Origin of the sequence: Komarekiella delphini-convector SJRDD-AB1 (assembly GCF_014831675.1) — a bacterium.
Classification (GTDB): domain Bacteria; phylum Cyanobacteriota; class Cyanobacteriia; order Cyanobacteriales; family Nostocaceae; genus Komarekiella.
Genome location: NZ_VJXY01000026.1, coordinates 1 through 16188, shown reverse-complemented (window position 1 = coordinate 16188; position 16188 = coordinate 1). Strand labels below are relative to the sequence as shown.

Here is a 16188-nt window from a genome sequence, read left to right as displayed (position 1 = left end):
GTCAGTATTTATTCTCCCCCTGCTTCCCCTGCCCCCTGCTTCCCCTGCCCCCTGCTTCCCCTGCCCACATCCAAGGGTTTGCTACAGTGAGAATTATTCGGCAACCGTGAGGATTGGCAAATGGTTAGAGAGTACTCACCCCAAACACAATCCAATTCGCCCCAGAAACATCTGCCTCCGCTTGAAAGTGGCGATCGCCTGACTCGTCCTGAATTTGAGCGGCGTTATGCAGCTGCTCCCCATATCAAAAAAGCGGAACTGATTGAAGGAATCGTTTACGTGGCATCTCCCTTAAGGCATGAACAGCATGGCAAACCTCACAGTCGAGTTATGACTTGGTTAGGAGTCTACCAAGCAATGACTCCCGGTGTTGACTTGAGTGATGCCCCGACAGTCAGACTAGATTTAGATAACGAACCCCAGCCGGACGCGGTGCTGTTTATTGAATCTGCTGTGGGTGGACAAACTCAATTGAGCAGCGATGGTTATATTGAAGGATCGCCTGAGTTAATTGTGGAAATTGCCGCCAGTAGTGCCGCGATTGATCGGGGCAGCAAAAAGCAGGTTTATCGCCGTAACGGGGTGTTGGAGTACGTCATCTGGCAATCTTACGAGAATCAAATTGAATGGTTCTACCTCATCGATGGCGACTATCAATTGCTATCTCCTGGTGCAGATGGCATCATTCGCTCTCAAGTGTTTCCAGGGTTGTGGTTAGCTGTGGAAGCACTGCTAAACAATCAGATGGTGCGGGTGTTAGAGGTGTTGCAGTTGGGATTAAATTCAGCTGAACATGAGGAGTTTGTAGAGCAATTAGGGAAGAAATAGGCAGGCGATCGCCTCCATTGAGCTTAGGACACTAAGCCAACAAACCCAAAACTATCGTTATTACTCCGAATAAACCTTCCTCTGTGGTGAATCAGACAAATTTTTGAGTGTGCGATAGTGCAAAAACAACTCGCTTCCCATCTGGCGAGTTTCCACGAGTTCGAGTTGAGGAGCAGCACTAGGAGTAAAACCCTCTCCCTCTACCGGGCTAGGCGCACGCTGTCCCCCATAAATAACCGGCCAAATAGTCAACCACCAATCATCAATTCGTTCCGCCTCCACCAAAGCAGCTATCAAAGAGCCACCTCCCAAAGCCACAACTTTGCGAATACCCCGCTCTGCCATTAAGGTGTAAGCTTTATCCCAGTCTAAGTCTGTATCCCCCAAGTCAATTACGTCAGCCTGCTTTTGCAGAGTCGCTGCATCAGAACTGCGCTCTAAACCAGTGCGTGTTGTAAATATCCATCGCTCAACATCTTGGCGAAAAAAAAGGATATCTGGTGAGAGATTAAGCGATCGCGATACCACACAAGTAATAGGCTGAGGAGACTGTCCACGAACCTGACGCGCTGCTAACAGTTCAGGATTGCGAATTGTAAAGGTTGTCCCCTCAGCTCGAATTGTTCCCGCTCCCACCAGAATTAGATCAGCAAGGGATACTTGATATTCTAAGTGTGCTTGATCGGCTGGATCAGAATCGCGTGGTGCTCTAGGATCTACAGCACTAATTTTTCCATCAGCCGTCATAGCAAGAACCACGGTTGTTTGGATAGCTGTCATGGCTACATTAACTTTACAAGCAACAATTTACAGGATGCCCCAAAAATGAAGGAAGCCTTGACCAGTAAAAGCTTCAATTAAGACAACAGATAAAAAACCAATCATTGCTAAGCGACCGTTCCAATTTTCACTTTGAGGAGTGAATCCAAGAGGCAAAGCATTGGGGTCTTGTGAAGGAGTAGAGGTAGTTTTCTTGAAACTTGACATGTAAAAGCTCCTGTATATTGCGTTGTCTAAGTTGCGACTGTAGGTAACATAGTGCAACAGATAATTAAGAAAATATAGTAGTGAAATCCACCCGTATAGTTTGCCAGGGTATCTCAAAATCAGTAAGCTGTGGCGATCGCGTCAAAATCCCATTCACCTGCTTGGGCGTTGCATGAATACTGGACTTTGTGTTGGGATTTAGTCAAAGTGGGTGATAGGGCGCTGAAAAATAAGCACGAGATTGTTCGTTTTTGTGTCTAATGACTCAGGTAAAAACTGTCCAGAGTTCTGTATGAATATACTGCAACCATAGTTTTTCAAACGGTGTTTCCTTAGCTACATATACAAAACTACTTTGGCTTTAGGAAGCGTCAGTCGTTCGGTGCTGACCCTATAACCTTTTGTTCAGCAGGTAAAACGCGGTTCAGATTTAAGGTAGAAATTCTTTTTGAAAGGAGAATGGTGATGTTAGATATCGATGAAATGAGTTTGAAGGAAATACAAGAGCTTTTAAAAGAAGTGGGACACGGACACCTTGGTTGTGTCTTCAAAGGACATCCCTACGTTGTGCCGATGCACTACTATCTCGAAGGCTCAGACATTTACCTTTTCACCACCGAAGGCATGAAGACGCAAGCGATGGACGAAAATCCAGAAGTTTGCCTCCAGATTGAAGAAGTGCATGACCCAGCACACTGGCGGAGTGTGATAGTAACAGGTCGAGTTGAGCGCATCACCACGCAGCCAGACATTGATCGAGCTATGCACTTTATTAAAGAACGGAATCCAACGCTTTCGCCTGCAATTAATCGTACCTGGGTCGATAGTTGGGGGCGCACGGAGGTGATTGCCATCTTCCGCATTCATTCCAGCGAGATGAGTGGACGGACAACTACTGGAGTGAGTAGCAAGTAAATTGATCGTCGCCGCAGTCTCAGTCCCAACCCAGTTTAAGGAGTTCAATGAGCATGGTGGGCAACTTATTGCAGTGTGAGTATCTTGGTTGGGGGAAATTAGAGCCGTTTCGAGCGAGGTCTTTATCCGAGAATGAGGCGTTAATTTTCACGGCGATTGCGGGAACCGCTCCGGTATTAATTCGAGGATTTCTTAATTGTCTGCGTTCTCCAGAACTCGAAGCAAAAATTCCTCAGCAATTTTCTGAAAATGATGTAGCAGGAGTCATGGTGGAAATGGTCAGAACGCTCCCGGAAAGCCTGTTGCAGCAGTGGGCGAACCAATCCAACACCGATCAAACTATGGTTTGTGCGATCCTACGCTGGACAATAAACTAATGGATTTGCGACCATCAAAGAAAGACGGTTTTCGATTCAATACTAATGGATAGCTTTCAGACTACCGCCCTAACCTGTAACGGGAGCGGCATAACAACTTAGCTTATATGGAATTTTTTCTGGATAATGCCTGAATTGGGCTATTATCGAGGATTTTTTCGAGGTATTTACCTCATAGCGGACATTATTAAGACTTTTTTCGTATGATATTTCTGTTACAAAACATTATCGAGCTTTTGTAGCAATTGTCTTGAAGTTCAATAAATTTCCCCATTCCTCTTAACCTTCAAAACAATCGCTACCCATGTTAAGGATTATTTCCTAGCAATTACCCACACTGCATGAACAATTCCCGGAATATAGCCCAAAAGCGTCAAAAGTATATTAATCCAAAAATCTTTACCTAAACCTACTTGCAAAAATACTCCCAGAGGTGGTAGGAAAATGGCACACAGAAGACGAACTAGATCCATTTGAACCTCCTATTAATCTCAAAAAGAACAGCTTTTTGCCGAAGTGATTTATCACTGTTTCAGCATATTTGTACCTTTCAAAGATAACATTGCCCTTCTCGATAAATATTACCGCCAAGATGCGGTAAACCATACTGATTAACCACCGCTAATTTTGGACTTGTAACCAAGTTTGGTCAAAATCTCAACAATTTTCTGCTTGTGATCGCCCTGAATTTCAATTTCGTTATCTTTGACCGTACCACCTGTGCCGCACTGAGTTTTCAACTGTTTCACCAAATCTGCCAAGGTTTCTGGTTTAGCTTGAAAACCGCTAATTACAGTGACAGTTTTGCCTTTGCGTCCTTTGCGGGAGGCTTGCACTTTGAGATTTTGTTGTTGCGGGGGTAACTCTGGAATTGGTCTTTCTGTAGCGGCGGAGTTCTCGTTGCCAAATTCGCGGTAGACAAAGCTTTTGTCGGAAGATTTGGAATTGGAAGAAGACATAAATCTTTATTAAGAAAAAATCAGAGGTAGTGGAAACCGCTATGTAACCATTCTGCTGGAAAATCAATTTCTAGGCTAACATTACAGACCCATCGCAGTGGATTGAAAAGTTACCCAATCCTGGAAATCAAGCAATACGGTTCGCCTCAGCAGAGGAATCAATATTCAATAGTCAAAAATTTTCCCTTATCTCCTTCATCTCCCCCTGCCCCTCTACTCCTTAGCTTCCCCAATCCCCAATCCCCAGTCCCCATTGCCCCTTATCCCCAGAGGGGGCCCCGAGTTCCCCAGTCCCCAGTCCCTAATCCCTTTTACAAGAATTATTTCTCAGGACTCAAAACCGTTTCATCAGTAAGACATCGTATCCTATATGGTTCAGACTTTCCTATAATAATTAAGTCATTCCTGTGATTTAAATCAGCCTGTGACTACCACTCCCCTATCTCCCAGTTCCCCATCAACTGCCCAGGTTCCCGATATACAAGGACGTTTTGGACGCTTTGGCGGTAAGTACGTTCCAGAAACCCTAATGCCTGCTCTTGCTGAACTAGAAACAGCTTATCAGCAATATCGCAATGACCCTAGTTTTCAAGCAGAATTACAACAGTTGTTGCGGGACTACGTGGGACGTGCGACGCCGTTGTATTTCGCTGAACGTCTTACCAGTCATTATGCTCAACCTGATGGCACGGGGCCACAAATCTATTTGAAGCGTGAAGATTTGAATCACACAGGCGCTCACAAAATCAACAATGCCCTCGGTCAGGTGTTATTGGCGAAGCGCATGGGCAAACAACGGATTATTGCGGAAACGGGTGCTGGACAACATGGAGTAGCAACCGCAACTGTTTGCGCTCGTTTTGGGCTGGAATGCGTAATTTACATGGGCGTTCACGATATGGAACGCCAAGCCCTAAATGTATTTAGAATGCGGCTGATGGGTGCAGAGGTATGTCCCGTGGCTGCGGGAACAGGCACGCTTAAGGATGCAACTTCTGAAGCGATTCGAGATTGGGTAACGAATGTAGAAACAACTCACTACATTCTGGGTTCAGTCGCAGGGCCGCATCCTTACCCGATGATGGTACGAGATTTCCATGCGGTGATTGGGCAAGAAACTCGCGCTCAAGCAATCGAAAAGTGGGGTATGTTGCCCGATATTTTGATGGCTTGTGTGGGGGGTGGTTCTAATGCGATGGGACTATTCTATGAGTTTTTGAATGAGCCTTCTATCCGGTTAATTGGGGTTGAAGCAGCGGGAGAAGGTGTTAATACTGAAAAACACGCAGCTACCTTGACAAAAGGAAAAATTGGTGTATTGCACGGGGCAATGAGTTATTTGCTGCAAGATGAAGATGGGCAAATAATTGAGGCACACTCAATTAGTGCGGGATTAGATTATCCCGGTGTTGGGCCAGAACATAGCTATTTGAAGGATACTGGTCGCGCTGAATATTATAGTGTGACGGATGAAGATGCTTTGGCAGCATTCCAGCGATTGTCTAGGCTGGAGGGAATTATCCCAGCGCTGGAAACAGCTCATGCGATCGCCTACCTAGAAACTTTATGTCCTCAACTTACTGGCAGTCCTCGGATTGTGATTAATTGCTCAGGACGCGGTGACAAGGATGTACAAACGGTAGCAAAGTTTTTGAATCATGCATAAATATACGTAAAATGTCTGAGATGAAACATACATGGATCAACAATTCCAACATGCAATGCTACCGCAACCTACTCACGACGAGTTGGCACGCCAAAACTTTGTCCAAAGTCTGAGAATGCACATTTTCAGGAATCTTCTTCCTGGCAATAAGGTAGTTTATGAAAAACGAGTCAAACCTAAGTTTGAACAAGAACATCAGCGTCCTCCTCAAAACCGTTATGAAATTCGGGAGGTAATGCAGCACGAACCTCACTACCGCTGGTTGAATGCTCTAAAGCGAATAAACCAGGAAATGTTGTGGGAATCCGTCAACGCAACTGTTGACAGACATTTACCAGACTTGATCGAGCGTGCCAAAGATAAGGGTGATGAACTGGGTACTTTAACACTCGACCCAAATTTTCAAATACCCATTTATCAAAAAGCTGTAGACATTCACTGTATGCCGGGAGGATATCACAGTGAATTCACACCTAATGATGTAGCTGCTGGTGCAACCTACGATCGCGGAGTTTATGTTTATGGACTCGGTTGGTTAGGGCCGCTGAACGATGATATGGGGCTATCTATAGTCCAAAACTACCTCCAGCCAGAATATCCCAACTTTCGACCTCAAAAAATGCTCGACATGGGATGTTCTATCGGCAATAGCACATTACCCTACGTAGATGCCTACCCAGATGCAGAAGTTTATGCCATAGATGTCGGCGCACCAATGCTACGTTACGCCCATGCACGAGCAGAAGTCTTAGGTAAGCAGGTACACTTTTCACAGCAAAATGCTGAACACACTAACTTCCCAGATGAATCATTTGACTTAGTGGTTTCTCACATTTTGTTGCATGAAATTCCTCCCCCAGCTGTCCGTAAGGTTATGCAAGAGTGTTATCGGCTTCTAGCTCCCGGCGGCATGATGCTTCATGTTGAAGCACCCTTGTATCGTCACATGGATGCTTATAGCCAGTTCATGTATGATGGGGAAACCGTTAACAATAACGAACCGTTTTGGAGTGCTGTGCGCGATCTAGACTTGGTAGCGCTAGCTGCTAAAGCTGGTTTTGCAGCAGATAAGGTATTTGAGAAGTTTGTGCCTAACGGCGCATGGAAAGCAAAAGTAGCCAATAACAATTCTCAAAATGGTAATTCAGGCAGTCGGGGCACTTGGTTTGTGGTTGCAGCAACTAAGTAGAGGTATTTAGGATGTCGAAGACAGCCAAGGGTAAAAGACCCGTTTACTTAGATGAGCCACAAATTGATCAGATCTTGGCGATCGTAATGGCTTTAACAAGTGAAGTATCCGTGCTGCATGATCGGCTAGATACTATCGAATGTTTGTTGGCAGCTAAGGGTATTTTATCTGCTGCTGATATTGACGCTTATGAGCCAGACGAAGAGGTAGCAAAGAAACGTGAACATTGGCGGGCAGAATATCTAGCCCGGATACTGCGCGTGTTACAGGAGCCGTTAGATACCCTTTAAGCATTAGATGAACATAAGTTGCACATTCCAGCTAGAGAATTAGCTCTCAAGATACATCCTAGCTGGAATTTGTTTAACTTATTCTTACGAGGTGTATTAAATAGAATAACTTAACTAACCAAGAGCTAGTAGTAAATAGTGTAGTCCTTTAAAAGCTTACACAGAGCAATAAATCACTGAAGAAGGATAGAAATTTTGTTTTGCATTTAATTCGTCTACCTAATTGTAAGTGTTTGATTATGAACAGGAGTGTGATTAGATAGTCTCAAAATTTACTTTGAGCAAATGATCCGAACAACAATCTACAGCATTTTAGGAACTCTTGTTCTCAGCAGTGGAGCGATCGCTATTTCTGTACCAAATCAAACTTCTGCGCTGAAGTCTTCAAATGTATCAAGTCATCATCGTCAAATCATTGCCCAATCTAGCATCAACACCACTGCTATAGAAAAAGCAATTTTTCAGCAAATTAATAACTACAGAGGTTCCCAAAAGCTGCCACTTCTGTTACGTAATTCTGCTAGCGACACTCAAGCAAGGATTCACAGTCAAAATATGGCAAGCGGTAGAGTTTCATTTGGACATAGCGGATTTAGGCAGCGAGTTCAAGCAATTGCTATTCCCTATATATCTGCCGGTGAAAATGTCGCTTACAACCGGGGATATAATGACCCAGCTAAGCAAGCCGTTGAAGGCTGGCTCCAAAGTCCAGGACATCTCGCTAACATCAAAGGAAATTACAATCTAACGGGGATTGGTGTAGCCACAGGCCCCAACGGCAGAATCTATCTAACACAAATTTTCCTTCGCGTTTAGTTTCGCAAAATTTAGGTTTTTCTCAAATTTTATGATGAATAATGTAGTATCAACAACATTTGTTTAATTGATACTATATTATTTTTCTAGTAATTCATGAAAATATTAGATTCTCAACAAAAGCGAAAGTTACTCTCATGAAAATGACCTATCCTAAATTTGACAGTCAGAAACGATTATTTGTATTTTCTATGAAGGATATGCAAAGAGTTTCTAAGTTCCTGAATTCTTAACAGTATCCTGGCATATATCTTCAGAACAATAAGATAGAGTATAAGTCTTACATCTCTACAACATTACATAATTATTCATGTTTCGACAAACTGCTTTTGGCATCGCTTTAAGTACGCTTGTCCTTGCTAGTGGATTAACGACCACTCCTATACCAGGTCATACTTCTAGTAACCAATCGACTCATAATCAGCCATTGTCAATTGTTTCAAATCAAGTTGCATTGTCAACAACTACTTTTAAAACTACTGCTCTAGAAAAATCAGTTTTTGACCAAATTAATCGATATCGAGCTGCTAAAGGTCTACCAAAGTTGACCTTAAATGCGAATATCACTAAACAGGCAAGGATTCATAGTCAAAATATGGCCAATGGAAAAGTTCCGTTTAGCCATCAGGGATTTGAACGGCGAGTCAAAGCCATCCCTCTTATTTACAATAGTGCGGCTGAAAATGTCGCTTTCAACCAGGGATATAGCAACCCTGCTGCTGAAGCTGTGACTGGTTGGGTTGACAGCCCCGGACATCTGAAGAATCTTAAAGGAAATTACAATATCACAGGGATTGGTGTTGCTGCGAATCAGCAAGGCGAAGTTTACCTTACCCAAATTTTCATTCGCACTGGTCGCACTGGTATAGTACGGCAAAAATAAACCACCTATTCCAATTAATGAAACGCTTGCTGTGTAGTAATTCCAAATTCTGGATTCCGCATAGCGGTATTAGCTAGATTTAATTTCTAATTTTTGCACAATAATAATGTAGTGTCTGACAAGACTTTTGTCTGATGGGCACTGCATTTATTATTGAGTGATTCATGACATTACAAGATTTTCAGGTGAGCGATCGCGACCTTAGTGACGCAGCTCTTGGACAATATTTAGAATCCGTGGCGATCGCAGTAGATACAGAAACAATGGGATTGTTACCACTGCGCGATCGTCTATGTCTTGTCCAGCTATGCAACCCAGAAGGCAAAGTGACTGTAGTCCGCATAGCTAAAGGACAAGCTAACGCCCCAAATTTAAAAAAGCTTTTGGAAGCGGCTAACATCCAGAAAGTGTTTCACTTTGCTCGTTTTGACCTTGCCACCTTACGATACAATCTAGGGATTCAGGTTCAGCCAGTCTTCTGCACCAAGATTGCAAGTAAATTAGCCCGTACTTACACTAATCGCCACGGACTTAAAGATGTAGTGCAAGAATTAGAACAAGTGGAACTAGATAAAAGCGCTCAAAGTTCTGATTGGGGTAATGCCGTCAATTTATCTGAAGCTCAACTAAGTTATGCCGCCAATGATGTGCGCTACTTACTCAATGTCCAGCAGAAGTTAATAGAAATGCTCCACCGAGAAGAACGCTGGGAAATTGCTCAAGAATGCTTTAATTTTTTACCGACTATAGTTTCTTTGGATTTATTACAGTTTAAAGATTTATTTGAACATTAAATCAACCAGTCAACAGTCAAGATTAGATATCTTGCAAAAATCCTAGTTTTCTATTTAGAACCATAGATAAATACACAGAAAAGTTCTATAGGCAGGTTCCCTGCCGTAGCAAACTATTCAAGGCAGATAAACATAAATAATTTATCGGTGTTTATCAATATTTATCTGTGGTTTAATTTTCCGAAAATTAACTCTTGCAAGAACTCTATTAAACACTTATAACCAAAGGCTAGGGGTGAAAGAGGAGGAATCAAGTGAGGAATTAGAGCATACCCCACTTGATTCCAGGCACACAAATTATTGATTGTATGCAGTAGGTAAAATCGTAAGGCTTCGCCACGAGAAGCTATGCCTCTTTATTAATGTTCTGGGTTATTTTTACCTAAGAACGATTTCCAGACTCATTAATGTCTTCTTTGATATCATTAATTCCTTTTTGAATGCCTTCCTTCAAGTTACCAGCTCCCTCTTGAATGCCTTCCTTCAAGTTACTAGCTCCCTCTTGAATATTTTCTTTGAGGTTACTGGCTCCTTTTTGAATGCTTTCAGTGGCGCTAGCGCCTCCCTTTGGCTGATTTTCTAAGTGATTCTGCATCCGAGCAACTACATTGTAATCATCTTCGCCTGCGGGGGTTCTGGATTCAACAATACCTTCTGTTGGGCCACCAATTGCCTTCCATGCAGCAAGACCGCCTTTGAGTTCAGATACATGTACAAATTGAGCAGAACGAAGTATCTGTGCGGCTTGGGTAGTTTGTTCATCATTTGCACCGTAAACGTAGATATCACGGCTTTTATCTAAAGATGCTACTGCGCGTTCTTCCAATTGATCTATAGGCATCGGCATTGATCCCATGATGTGACCCTGATTGTAGGTCATGCGATCGCGCACATCCAGTATTGTAAAAGCTGGTTCACCCCATTCCAGACGAGACTTCAGGGTATGAACATCAGATTGTGCATCTATTGGTGGTTGTGGAGGAATGATCCCGCCTACTAAGTTATCCATAAATTATCCTTTGCTGATTACATTAAAAGTAATTTAACGAAAAAGACTAACTTAATTGCTCTTTCTTTGGTGTGAATATTCTCAAAGTCTCTCTTCAGATAGACGGAGTTTTTTTAAAGATTCTTACTAATTAATTAGTTTTAAATACAATAACTCTACATTGCAAAAAAGTTAATATTTTGTATCAATCTATTTGAATATATTTAAGCTTTATAAATCAATATAATTTAGTTAAGATTGGATTACCATAAAACTTATCATTGTCGAGAGTACTGACGCTCTTAATCAAGCTACGCCTTAGTTCCGTGGGTAAAAATCTCACCAGATGTTATTGTTCATAGCCAGAGACAACATAAGCATTTACGCAAGAAGTCTATTCTCAATATCAGCGATCGCTAATAGTAATGTCTCCTCAATTTCTTGCCGCACTACTGGAGTTACAAAAGAAGCACTATTTAGGCAATCTACCAACAATTTATTAGCATTGTAATATTGCTGAAGCAACTCTTTTTGCTGTTCGTTGAATTGCCAATTATGACCAATATTGCGATACTTAATCAGCATTTTTCTGAATTGTTCACCCCAGCTTTTACCTTTAGCTTGCCACCAATCACCAAATTTATTTTGATCACTATCTATATAAGGTAGTTGTTTTTTGAGTTTTTGCAGCGCTTGCTTCAATTCCGGCTCAACAACAAGGTCAACAGCTTCGTTAAAGGCAATAGTAAGAGCATGAACATGATCTAAGACAAGAGCATCGTCGAGGGTGTGCTCAAAAGCAAAGTCCAGCTCGTTCACGCAAGCAATAGTACTAGATAAAAACTCATCAAGGGCAAGATCAGGGTCAAAGGCTATATTACCAACAAGGGCGTACTCAAGGTTATAACCAGGAGTGTGAGCGAAAGCGCGACGCCTATGATAAGAGCTTCGCTCAACGCAAACCAGGTAAAAAGCACGGACGGCCACTGCTTTGTAATGAGTCGAGACAGAACTGGATTTTTGATATAGCCAAGTGAGAAAATACTGTAATTTCTCATCATCAGCCAATAGCAAATCAATCTTTTGCTTCATTAACTGTAACATTTCATCAGCATTAGTTAGCATACTAACAGTTAACAAAAATATATCGTGCCAGCGCTTTTCAGTAATATGATTAACCAGATTGTGCCAAGTTTGTAAGTTAGAACTTTCTACAATTTTTTTAGTAGTAAAATACTCTTGAAATGTCAAATGGGAAAATGAGTATATTCCTTGTGCTCTTTCTACTAATAAACCATGTTGTGCCTCAATGGTTTTTAGTAGAGGTTCACTATCTATCTGAAATTGGGTTAACTCTAAACTAATCTCTCTTACTGTGTGTAATTCAGTAATTATTTGCTGAAGCGTTTCTTTTTCAAAAAAATAATTTTCTTGCTCAAAATTGATGGCTGCAAGCTGGAAAAGCAAATTTTTCTTATTCGATAAAGTTAAATTATGAGCTATGCGATCGCGTTTAATGCCTCTGATATCATCCCATCTAAACAGCAAAATATTTAGTGCTTGCTCATATAGTTTAGTTGGATTAGATGGGAATTGCTCTTTCGCGTGGAATACTAGACAAATTAAATGGAGCAGTATTGGTGTGACTGCCAATTCCCGAATATGCTGATTTTCTGGTAGATTCAGTTGATTAATAAATAAATTTCCTAAAGCTTCCCCATCTTCCTTAGATTTCAGAGCTACTGCGACAAACCAGTTTTTAGCATAAACTTCTACTTGAGTGTAATCAAAATCTGCTACTTCAACTTCGGTAAAACCTTGAAATTTATATTTTTGAGCAGCAATTCGACAGCTAATAACAAACTGATTTTTGTAAAAAGTCTGAGCACATCTGCGAATTTCCCCTATAATTCGATCTACATTTTCTGATGGCACTTCATCTAATCCATCTAGCAAAATCAGCATTTTACCTTGAGTAAGAAGATTTATAGTTGATTCTTGTTTAATATCACAACTGAGAAATTCTTGGCTGATATAGTTAAATAAATTGAATTCGTTGCCACCTCTGGTATCCTCAATAAATTCTTTTACCCTGATAAAAATTACTATGTGATTTGGCTGAAAATTACCTTTGTTACACTCAATCGCTAGATATTGTAAAAATACAGTTTTACCCGACCCTGGTTTACCTAACACCATTAGCTTTGAGTGGCGCAATACAGCTTCCAAGCCTGCTAATTTTTTCTGATGTTTATATCCTCCCAGTCGGTTAAAGTTCGATTCACATCTAAAGTCTTTCAACAAATCAGAGATTTCTCGCCATTGCTGACTGTTTATTTTTTCTAAAACATTGGTATTGGTGTAAATGTCCATCAGTTGAACTGTCTGGGCAATATCTATCATTTGCAAAGTACCGCACTGATCTTGAATTTTGCCTTGACGTTTTTGGCGAACTTCCCACACCAATGCATCTATATCTAATTTGTTGGACTGTACTTTAGCAGTTACCTCCGATATTACATCTTCAGGTAAGCCTGCAACTTGTTGCCAAGATAATCCTAGTTGTTGACAAATTTGCACAAAACAAGTGCGAGAAACTGATTCACCTGCAAAAAATTTGGAAACTGGTTGGCGTGTAATACCTAAAGCCGCTGCTAATTTGTGCTGACTCCAAGTTTTGTCTGTTAAAGCTGTTTTTGCTGCCCTGATACCTTCTGGTGATGCTCTCAGTCCTTGGCTTGCCATAGTCTCAGCCTGAAACTTGTAGTATCATATATGCTTAAGAACTTAACTACGCGTTGATGCGCTTTAGGTAAATACTTATGGACTCTTTCTAGAGCACACACTCGTTAGTTAAAGTAAAGTAAGGTATTTAGTTTATTTACGCTTTTTTAAGTGTGTAGAGTTAAGTTTATACTGCTTAATTCTAAAAACATACCAAAATTATACAATAATCATACATTGTATAAGCATTATGATGGCTGAAGTTTTCATAAACTTCATGGAAAATTAGGTGTACACAAGTACTACACCGCTCATACTCAGATGAAATGGGCGTAAATACACTCTCAACAGCAACACGTAAAGCGAAGCTGCCGCAACAGCGAATCGGCAAATCAACAGTAGGCTGCATTATGGTTATGGCTCCCGCGACTACTCCCAATCCCAAGATTATGATCGTCGATGACGACTTCGGCGTCAGAAATCTCGTTTATCGTTTTCTCAGTCGGAAATATCAAATAGAGTCGGCAGCAGATGGTAAGACTGCCCTTTCATTGTTTGAGCAATTTAACCCAGCCCTAGTAATTCTGGATTGGAATTTACCAGATGCCAATGGCTATAGCCTCTGCCAGGAAATGCAGAGTCGCACTAATGTTTTAGTGATGATACTGACCAGCCGGACTGATGAGGCTGATAAAATTAAAATCTTGGCCGCAGGTGCAGATGATTTTCTGACTAAACCATTTAGTCTTGCAGAGGTTGAAGTTAGGGTAGAAGCACTTTTGAGGCGTATACGCTATATCAATCCCTCTCCAACACAACGTCTAATTTTCAAACAGCTAGCAATTAACCCAGAAGGTCGAGAGGTAACACTTAACGATAAACCCCTTGCCTTAACAGCCTTAGAATTTAATATCTTACACTTTTTAGCAAGCCATCCCGGTCAAGCTTGGAGTCGCCCACAGCTAATTCAAAAAATCTGGGGTTGTGACTACGTAGGAGATGGAAGAGTAGTTGATGTGCATATTGGTCAGCTTCGCAAGAAGATGGAAATCGATGCCAGCGTACCGGAGTTTATTAAAACAGTCCGGGGCTATGGTTACAAGTTTGAACCACCTGAAAACACCAAAGTTTGACTTTCCAGATATAAGGAATGCTTCATAAAAACATTAACTCAACTCTGTAAGTATTAGTTTTATCGCTTAATAAATAGGCATTACAGATGACGCATCTAAATACTTTTACTGAGGTTTGACTAGAACTAAGTTCTTAGGTGCGGATGTACTAGTGTAACGTGTCAACTTGATTTTGCAATCAATACAGCCTTTCATTAGCTAACATCCGTACCTATGTAATTTACAATTCTTTTTAGATGTAGAGGTAGACAAAACTGAAAGAATTGTATTCATGTATACTGCCACTGTTTCTTTAAAATTTAGCAACATTATGGCAGCATCTCATTACCAAAAAACATAATCATGCTGAAATAAAAATTGCTAACTAATGCTTAGCAGCAAGTAATATCACCATCACTATCTTTAATTTGTAAGACCAAATCTACCACTGCCGCGACCTTCGGTTTCGACACTCACACAATACTCCTTAATGTCCAAAGCTTCTCAATCCCATCTACAGCACTTACATAGGCAAAACAGGACATTTATTAGAAGAATTGGTGAAAACTTTTGTGCTTGGCTAGGAGATTGAGTTGACCCAATGTTTTCTCAACCAATATGATTTTTCGTTTAACATCAAGACACTTTTGATATTCTCAAATTTATCGCGGCGACCTAGCTAATCATCAACTTACCAGTTCCACTTGAGCTAGTTTGATTCACAACCTCTCAGTTAGTAGAGCGCTTGCGGGAGAAAAATGTCATCGATTTCCAGGAATTAATCTAAATTAGTAGAACGTTGAAATACTACCGAAAGATTATTTGCTGGCATTTGGTAAGTATGCTGCAATGTTAAATGTTGTGCACTGGCTGCTGCCACAACATCATCGAAGTTACGCACACCCCACTCTGGATTTTGGGCGCGTAAAGATTCGTCAAAAGCTGCATTACTCGGTGCTGTATGCTCTCCACCTTGTTTGAAGGGCCCATATAAATAGAGGATACCTCCTGGTGACAAAATACGATTAGCCCCTGCCATTAGCCCTAGACAGGCTGACCAAGGTGAAATATGAATCATATTGATGTTGACTATGGCGACAATTGGTGAAGCACTAAGCCACTCAGTTAGTGCCTCCTTTTCTACGGCCCAGACTGGCTCTATAACATCAAGCTCAAGCGGTGGATAAAGATTATCACACGGAAAGTTTTCAGTCCATGCAATAATACTGGCTCGTAATTGCGGATTTGCATCTGTTGGTAGCCACTTTCGAGGGCTGAGCCTGGGAGCAAAAAATACTGCGTGTTCGCCAGTACCACTTGCTATTTCCAAGATAGTGCCACTCGCAGGCAATACTTGTAAAAGTACTTCTAGAATTGGTTCGCGATTGCGCTGGGTCGCTGGTGCATATTGTCGTGCGTCTTGTGGTGTCTTCATTTCATTTTTAAGCACATACTAATTTTTATCCTATTTGCGATCGCTCAGCATGATCTAGACATTCCTAGTTCTTAATCTTCCATAGCTTGCCGAATATCTAGTAGTCCACCAAAGTTATTTTGACAGGTTGCTCTGTAGGTGAAATAATGGTATGAAAACACTTTTAAAAGTTATGTCAGCTAAATATACTGTTAGCCTAACTCAAGAGGAACAAGATAAACTATT

16 protein-coding genes and 1 pseudogene are annotated in these 16188 nt (G+C 41.3%); 10 read left to right on the top strand and 7 right to left on the bottom strand.

Annotated features, from left to right (window positions below; genetic code table 11):
* Positions 1 to 120: 120 nt before the first annotated feature.
* Complete coding sequence (locus tag FNW02_RS21775; RefSeq protein ID WP_191759589.1) at positions 121 to 828, top strand: Uma2 family endonuclease; 708 nt, start codon at positions 121 to 123, stop codon at positions 826 to 828.
* Positions 829 to 888: 60 nt separating this feature from the next.
* Here FNW02_RS21775 and FNW02_RS21770 read toward each other — a convergent pair whose 3' ends face one another.
* Positions 889 to 1608 carry a RibD family protein gene (locus FNW02_RS21770; RefSeq protein WP_191759588.1) on the bottom strand — a complete coding sequence of 240 codons (720 nt, stop codon included), beginning with the start codon at positions 1606 to 1608 and terminating at the stop codon, positions 889 to 891.
* 27 nt (positions 1609 to 1635) lie between these two features.
* The gene (locus tag FNW02_RS21765; protein ID WP_191759587.1) at positions 1636 to 1815 is read right to left on the bottom strand and encodes a high light inducible protein; all 180 of its coding nucleotides are present in this window, start codon (positions 1813 to 1815) and stop codon (positions 1636 to 1638) included.
* 465 nt (positions 1816 to 2280) lie between these two features.
* Here FNW02_RS21765 and FNW02_RS21760 point away from each other — a divergent pair, with 465 nt between their 5' ends.
* Together FNW02_RS21760 and FNW02_RS21755 are read left to right on the top strand one after the other, a co-directional pair.
* Positions 2281 to 2730, top strand: a complete 450-nt coding sequence (locus tag FNW02_RS21760) for a pyridoxamine 5'-phosphate oxidase family protein (protein WP_191759586.1) — start codon at positions 2281 to 2283, stop codon at positions 2728 to 2730.
* 53 nt (positions 2731 to 2783) lie between these two features.
* On the top strand, positions 2784 to 3107 hold the full coding sequence (locus FNW02_RS21755) for a hypothetical protein (RefSeq protein ID WP_191759585.1): 324 nt from the start codon (positions 2784 to 2786) through the stop codon (positions 3105 to 3107).
* 314 nt (positions 3108 to 3421) lie between these two features.
* Here the strand turns inward: FNW02_RS21755 and FNW02_RS21750 are convergent, their stop codons facing one another.
* Both FNW02_RS21750 and FNW02_RS21745 read right to left on the bottom strand, forming a co-directional pair.
* On the bottom strand, positions 3422 to 3580 hold the full coding sequence (locus tag FNW02_RS21750) for a YqaE/Pmp3 family membrane protein (protein ID WP_162395482.1): 159 nt from the start codon (positions 3578 to 3580) through the stop codon (positions 3422 to 3424).
* Positions 3581 to 3718: 138 nt separating this feature from the next.
* On the bottom strand, positions 3719 to 4066 hold the full coding sequence (locus FNW02_RS21745) for a translation initiation factor (RefSeq protein ID WP_191759584.1): 348 nt from the start codon (positions 4064 to 4066) through the stop codon (positions 3719 to 3721).
* A gap of 424 nt (positions 4067 to 4490) precedes the next feature.
* Here FNW02_RS21745 and trpB point away from each other — a divergent pair, with 424 nt between their 5' ends.
* From trpB to FNW02_RS21715, 6 genes are all read left to right on the top strand, one after another.
* Positions 4491 to 5732: a tryptophan synthase subunit beta gene (trpB, locus tag FNW02_RS21740; RefSeq protein ID WP_191759583.1), complete on the top strand. Its 1242-nt coding sequence runs from the start codon at positions 4491 to 4493 to the stop codon at positions 5730 to 5732.
* A 31-nt stretch (positions 5733 to 5763) separates the two neighbouring features.
* Complete coding sequence (locus tag FNW02_RS21735; protein WP_191759582.1) at positions 5764 to 6921, top strand: class I SAM-dependent methyltransferase; 1158 nt, start codon at positions 5764 to 5766, stop codon at positions 6919 to 6921.
* An 11-nt stretch (positions 6922 to 6932) separates the two neighbouring features.
* On the top strand, positions 6933 to 7211 hold the full coding sequence (locus FNW02_RS21730; RefSeq protein WP_191759581.1) for a hypothetical protein: 279 nt from the start codon (positions 6933 to 6935) through the stop codon (positions 7209 to 7211).
* Between the two features lie 285 nt (positions 7212 to 7496).
* A complete protein-coding gene (locus tag FNW02_RS21725) occupies positions 7497 to 8027 on the top strand; it encodes a CAP domain-containing protein (RefSeq protein WP_191759580.1) in 531 nt (176 codons plus the stop codon).
* A gap of 310 nt (positions 8028 to 8337) precedes the next feature.
* Complete coding sequence (locus tag FNW02_RS21720; protein ID WP_191759579.1) at positions 8338 to 8910, top strand: CAP domain-containing protein; 573 nt, start codon at positions 8338 to 8340, stop codon at positions 8908 to 8910.
* A 164-nt stretch (positions 8911 to 9074) separates the two neighbouring features.
* Positions 9075 to 9704: a ribonuclease D gene (locus tag FNW02_RS21715; protein WP_191759578.1), complete on the top strand. Its 630-nt coding sequence runs from the start codon at positions 9075 to 9077 to the stop codon at positions 9702 to 9704.
* A gap of 565 nt (positions 9705 to 10269) precedes the next feature.
* On the opposite strand, the pseudogene FNW02_RS21710 reads toward FNW02_RS21715, so the two are convergent.
* Together FNW02_RS21710 and FNW02_RS21705 are read right to left on the bottom strand one after the other, a co-directional pair.
* A pseudogene (locus FNW02_RS21710) lies at positions 10270 to 10713 on the bottom strand (rhodanese-like domain-containing protein); the annotation flags it as partial.
* A 360-nt stretch (positions 10714 to 11073) separates the two neighbouring features.
* Complete coding sequence (locus FNW02_RS21705) at positions 11074 to 13437, bottom strand: NACHT domain-containing protein (protein WP_191759576.1); 2364 nt, start codon at positions 13435 to 13437, stop codon at positions 11074 to 11076.
* Positions 13438 to 13826: 389 nt separating this feature from the next.
* On the opposite strand from FNW02_RS21705, the gene FNW02_RS21700 reads away from it, so the two are divergent.
* Complete coding sequence (locus FNW02_RS21700) at positions 13827 to 14549, top strand: response regulator transcription factor (RefSeq protein ID WP_191759650.1); 723 nt, start codon at positions 13827 to 13829, stop codon at positions 14547 to 14549.
* 757 nt (positions 14550 to 15306) lie between these two features.
* On the opposite strand, the gene FNW02_RS21695 is transcribed toward FNW02_RS21700, so the two are convergent.
* Positions 15307 to 15963 carry a DUF938 domain-containing protein gene (locus FNW02_RS21695; protein WP_191759575.1) on the bottom strand — a complete coding sequence of 219 codons (657 nt, stop codon included), beginning with the start codon at positions 15961 to 15963 and terminating at the stop codon, positions 15307 to 15309.
* Positions 15964 to 16188 lie beyond the last annotated feature (225 nt).

Excerpts from the sequence above, each read along its gene's own strand:
- FNW02_RS21775 (WP_191759589.1), top strand. The coding sequence starts at position 121 with ATGGTTAGAGAGTACTCACCCCAAACACAATCCAATTCGCCCCAGAAA.
- FNW02_RS21770 (WP_191759588.1), bottom strand. The coding sequence starts at position 1,608 with ATGACAGCTATCCAAACAACCGTGGTTCTTGCTATGACGGCTGATGGA.
- FNW02_RS21765 (WP_191759587.1), bottom strand. The coding sequence starts at position 1,815 with ATGTCAAGTTTCAAGAAAACTACCTCTACTCCTTCACAAGACCCCAAT.
- FNW02_RS21760 (WP_191759586.1), top strand. The coding sequence starts at position 2,281 with ATGTTAGATATCGATGAAATGAGTTTGAAGGAAATACAAGAGCTTTTA.
- FNW02_RS21755 (WP_191759585.1), top strand. The coding sequence starts at position 2,784 with ATGGTGGGCAACTTATTGCAGTGTGAGTATCTTGGTTGGGGGAAATTA.
- FNW02_RS21750 (WP_162395482.1), bottom strand. The coding sequence starts at position 3,580 with ATGGATCTAGTTCGTCTTCTGTGTGCCATTTTCCTACCACCTCTGGGA.
- FNW02_RS21745 (WP_191759584.1), bottom strand. The coding sequence starts at position 4,066 with ATGTCTTCTTCCAATTCCAAATCTTCCGACAAAAGCTTTGTCTACCGC.
- FNW02_RS21735 (WP_191759582.1), top strand. The coding sequence starts at position 5,764 with ATGGATCAACAATTCCAACATGCAATGCTACCGCAACCTACTCACGAC.
- FNW02_RS21730 (WP_191759581.1), top strand. The coding sequence starts at position 6,933 with ATGTCGAAGACAGCCAAGGGTAAAAGACCCGTTTACTTAGATGAGCCA.
- FNW02_RS21725 (WP_191759580.1), top strand. The coding sequence starts at position 7,497 with ATGATCCGAACAACAATCTACAGCATTTTAGGAACTCTTGTTCTCAGC.
- FNW02_RS21720 (WP_191759579.1), top strand. The coding sequence starts at position 8,338 with ATGTTTCGACAAACTGCTTTTGGCATCGCTTTAAGTACGCTTGTCCTT.
- FNW02_RS21715 (WP_191759578.1), top strand. The coding sequence starts at position 9,075 with ATGACATTACAAGATTTTCAGGTGAGCGATCGCGACCTTAGTGACGCA.
- FNW02_RS21705 (WP_191759576.1), bottom strand. The coding sequence starts at position 13,437 with ATGGCAAGCCAAGGACTGAGAGCATCACCAGAAGGTATCAGGGCAGCA.
- FNW02_RS21700 (WP_191759650.1), top strand. The coding sequence starts at position 13,827 with ATGGTTATGGCTCCCGCGACTACTCCCAATCCCAAGATTATGATCGTC.
- FNW02_RS21695 (WP_191759575.1), bottom strand. The coding sequence starts at position 15,963 with ATGAAGACACCACAAGACGCACGACAATATGCACCAGCGACCCAGCGC.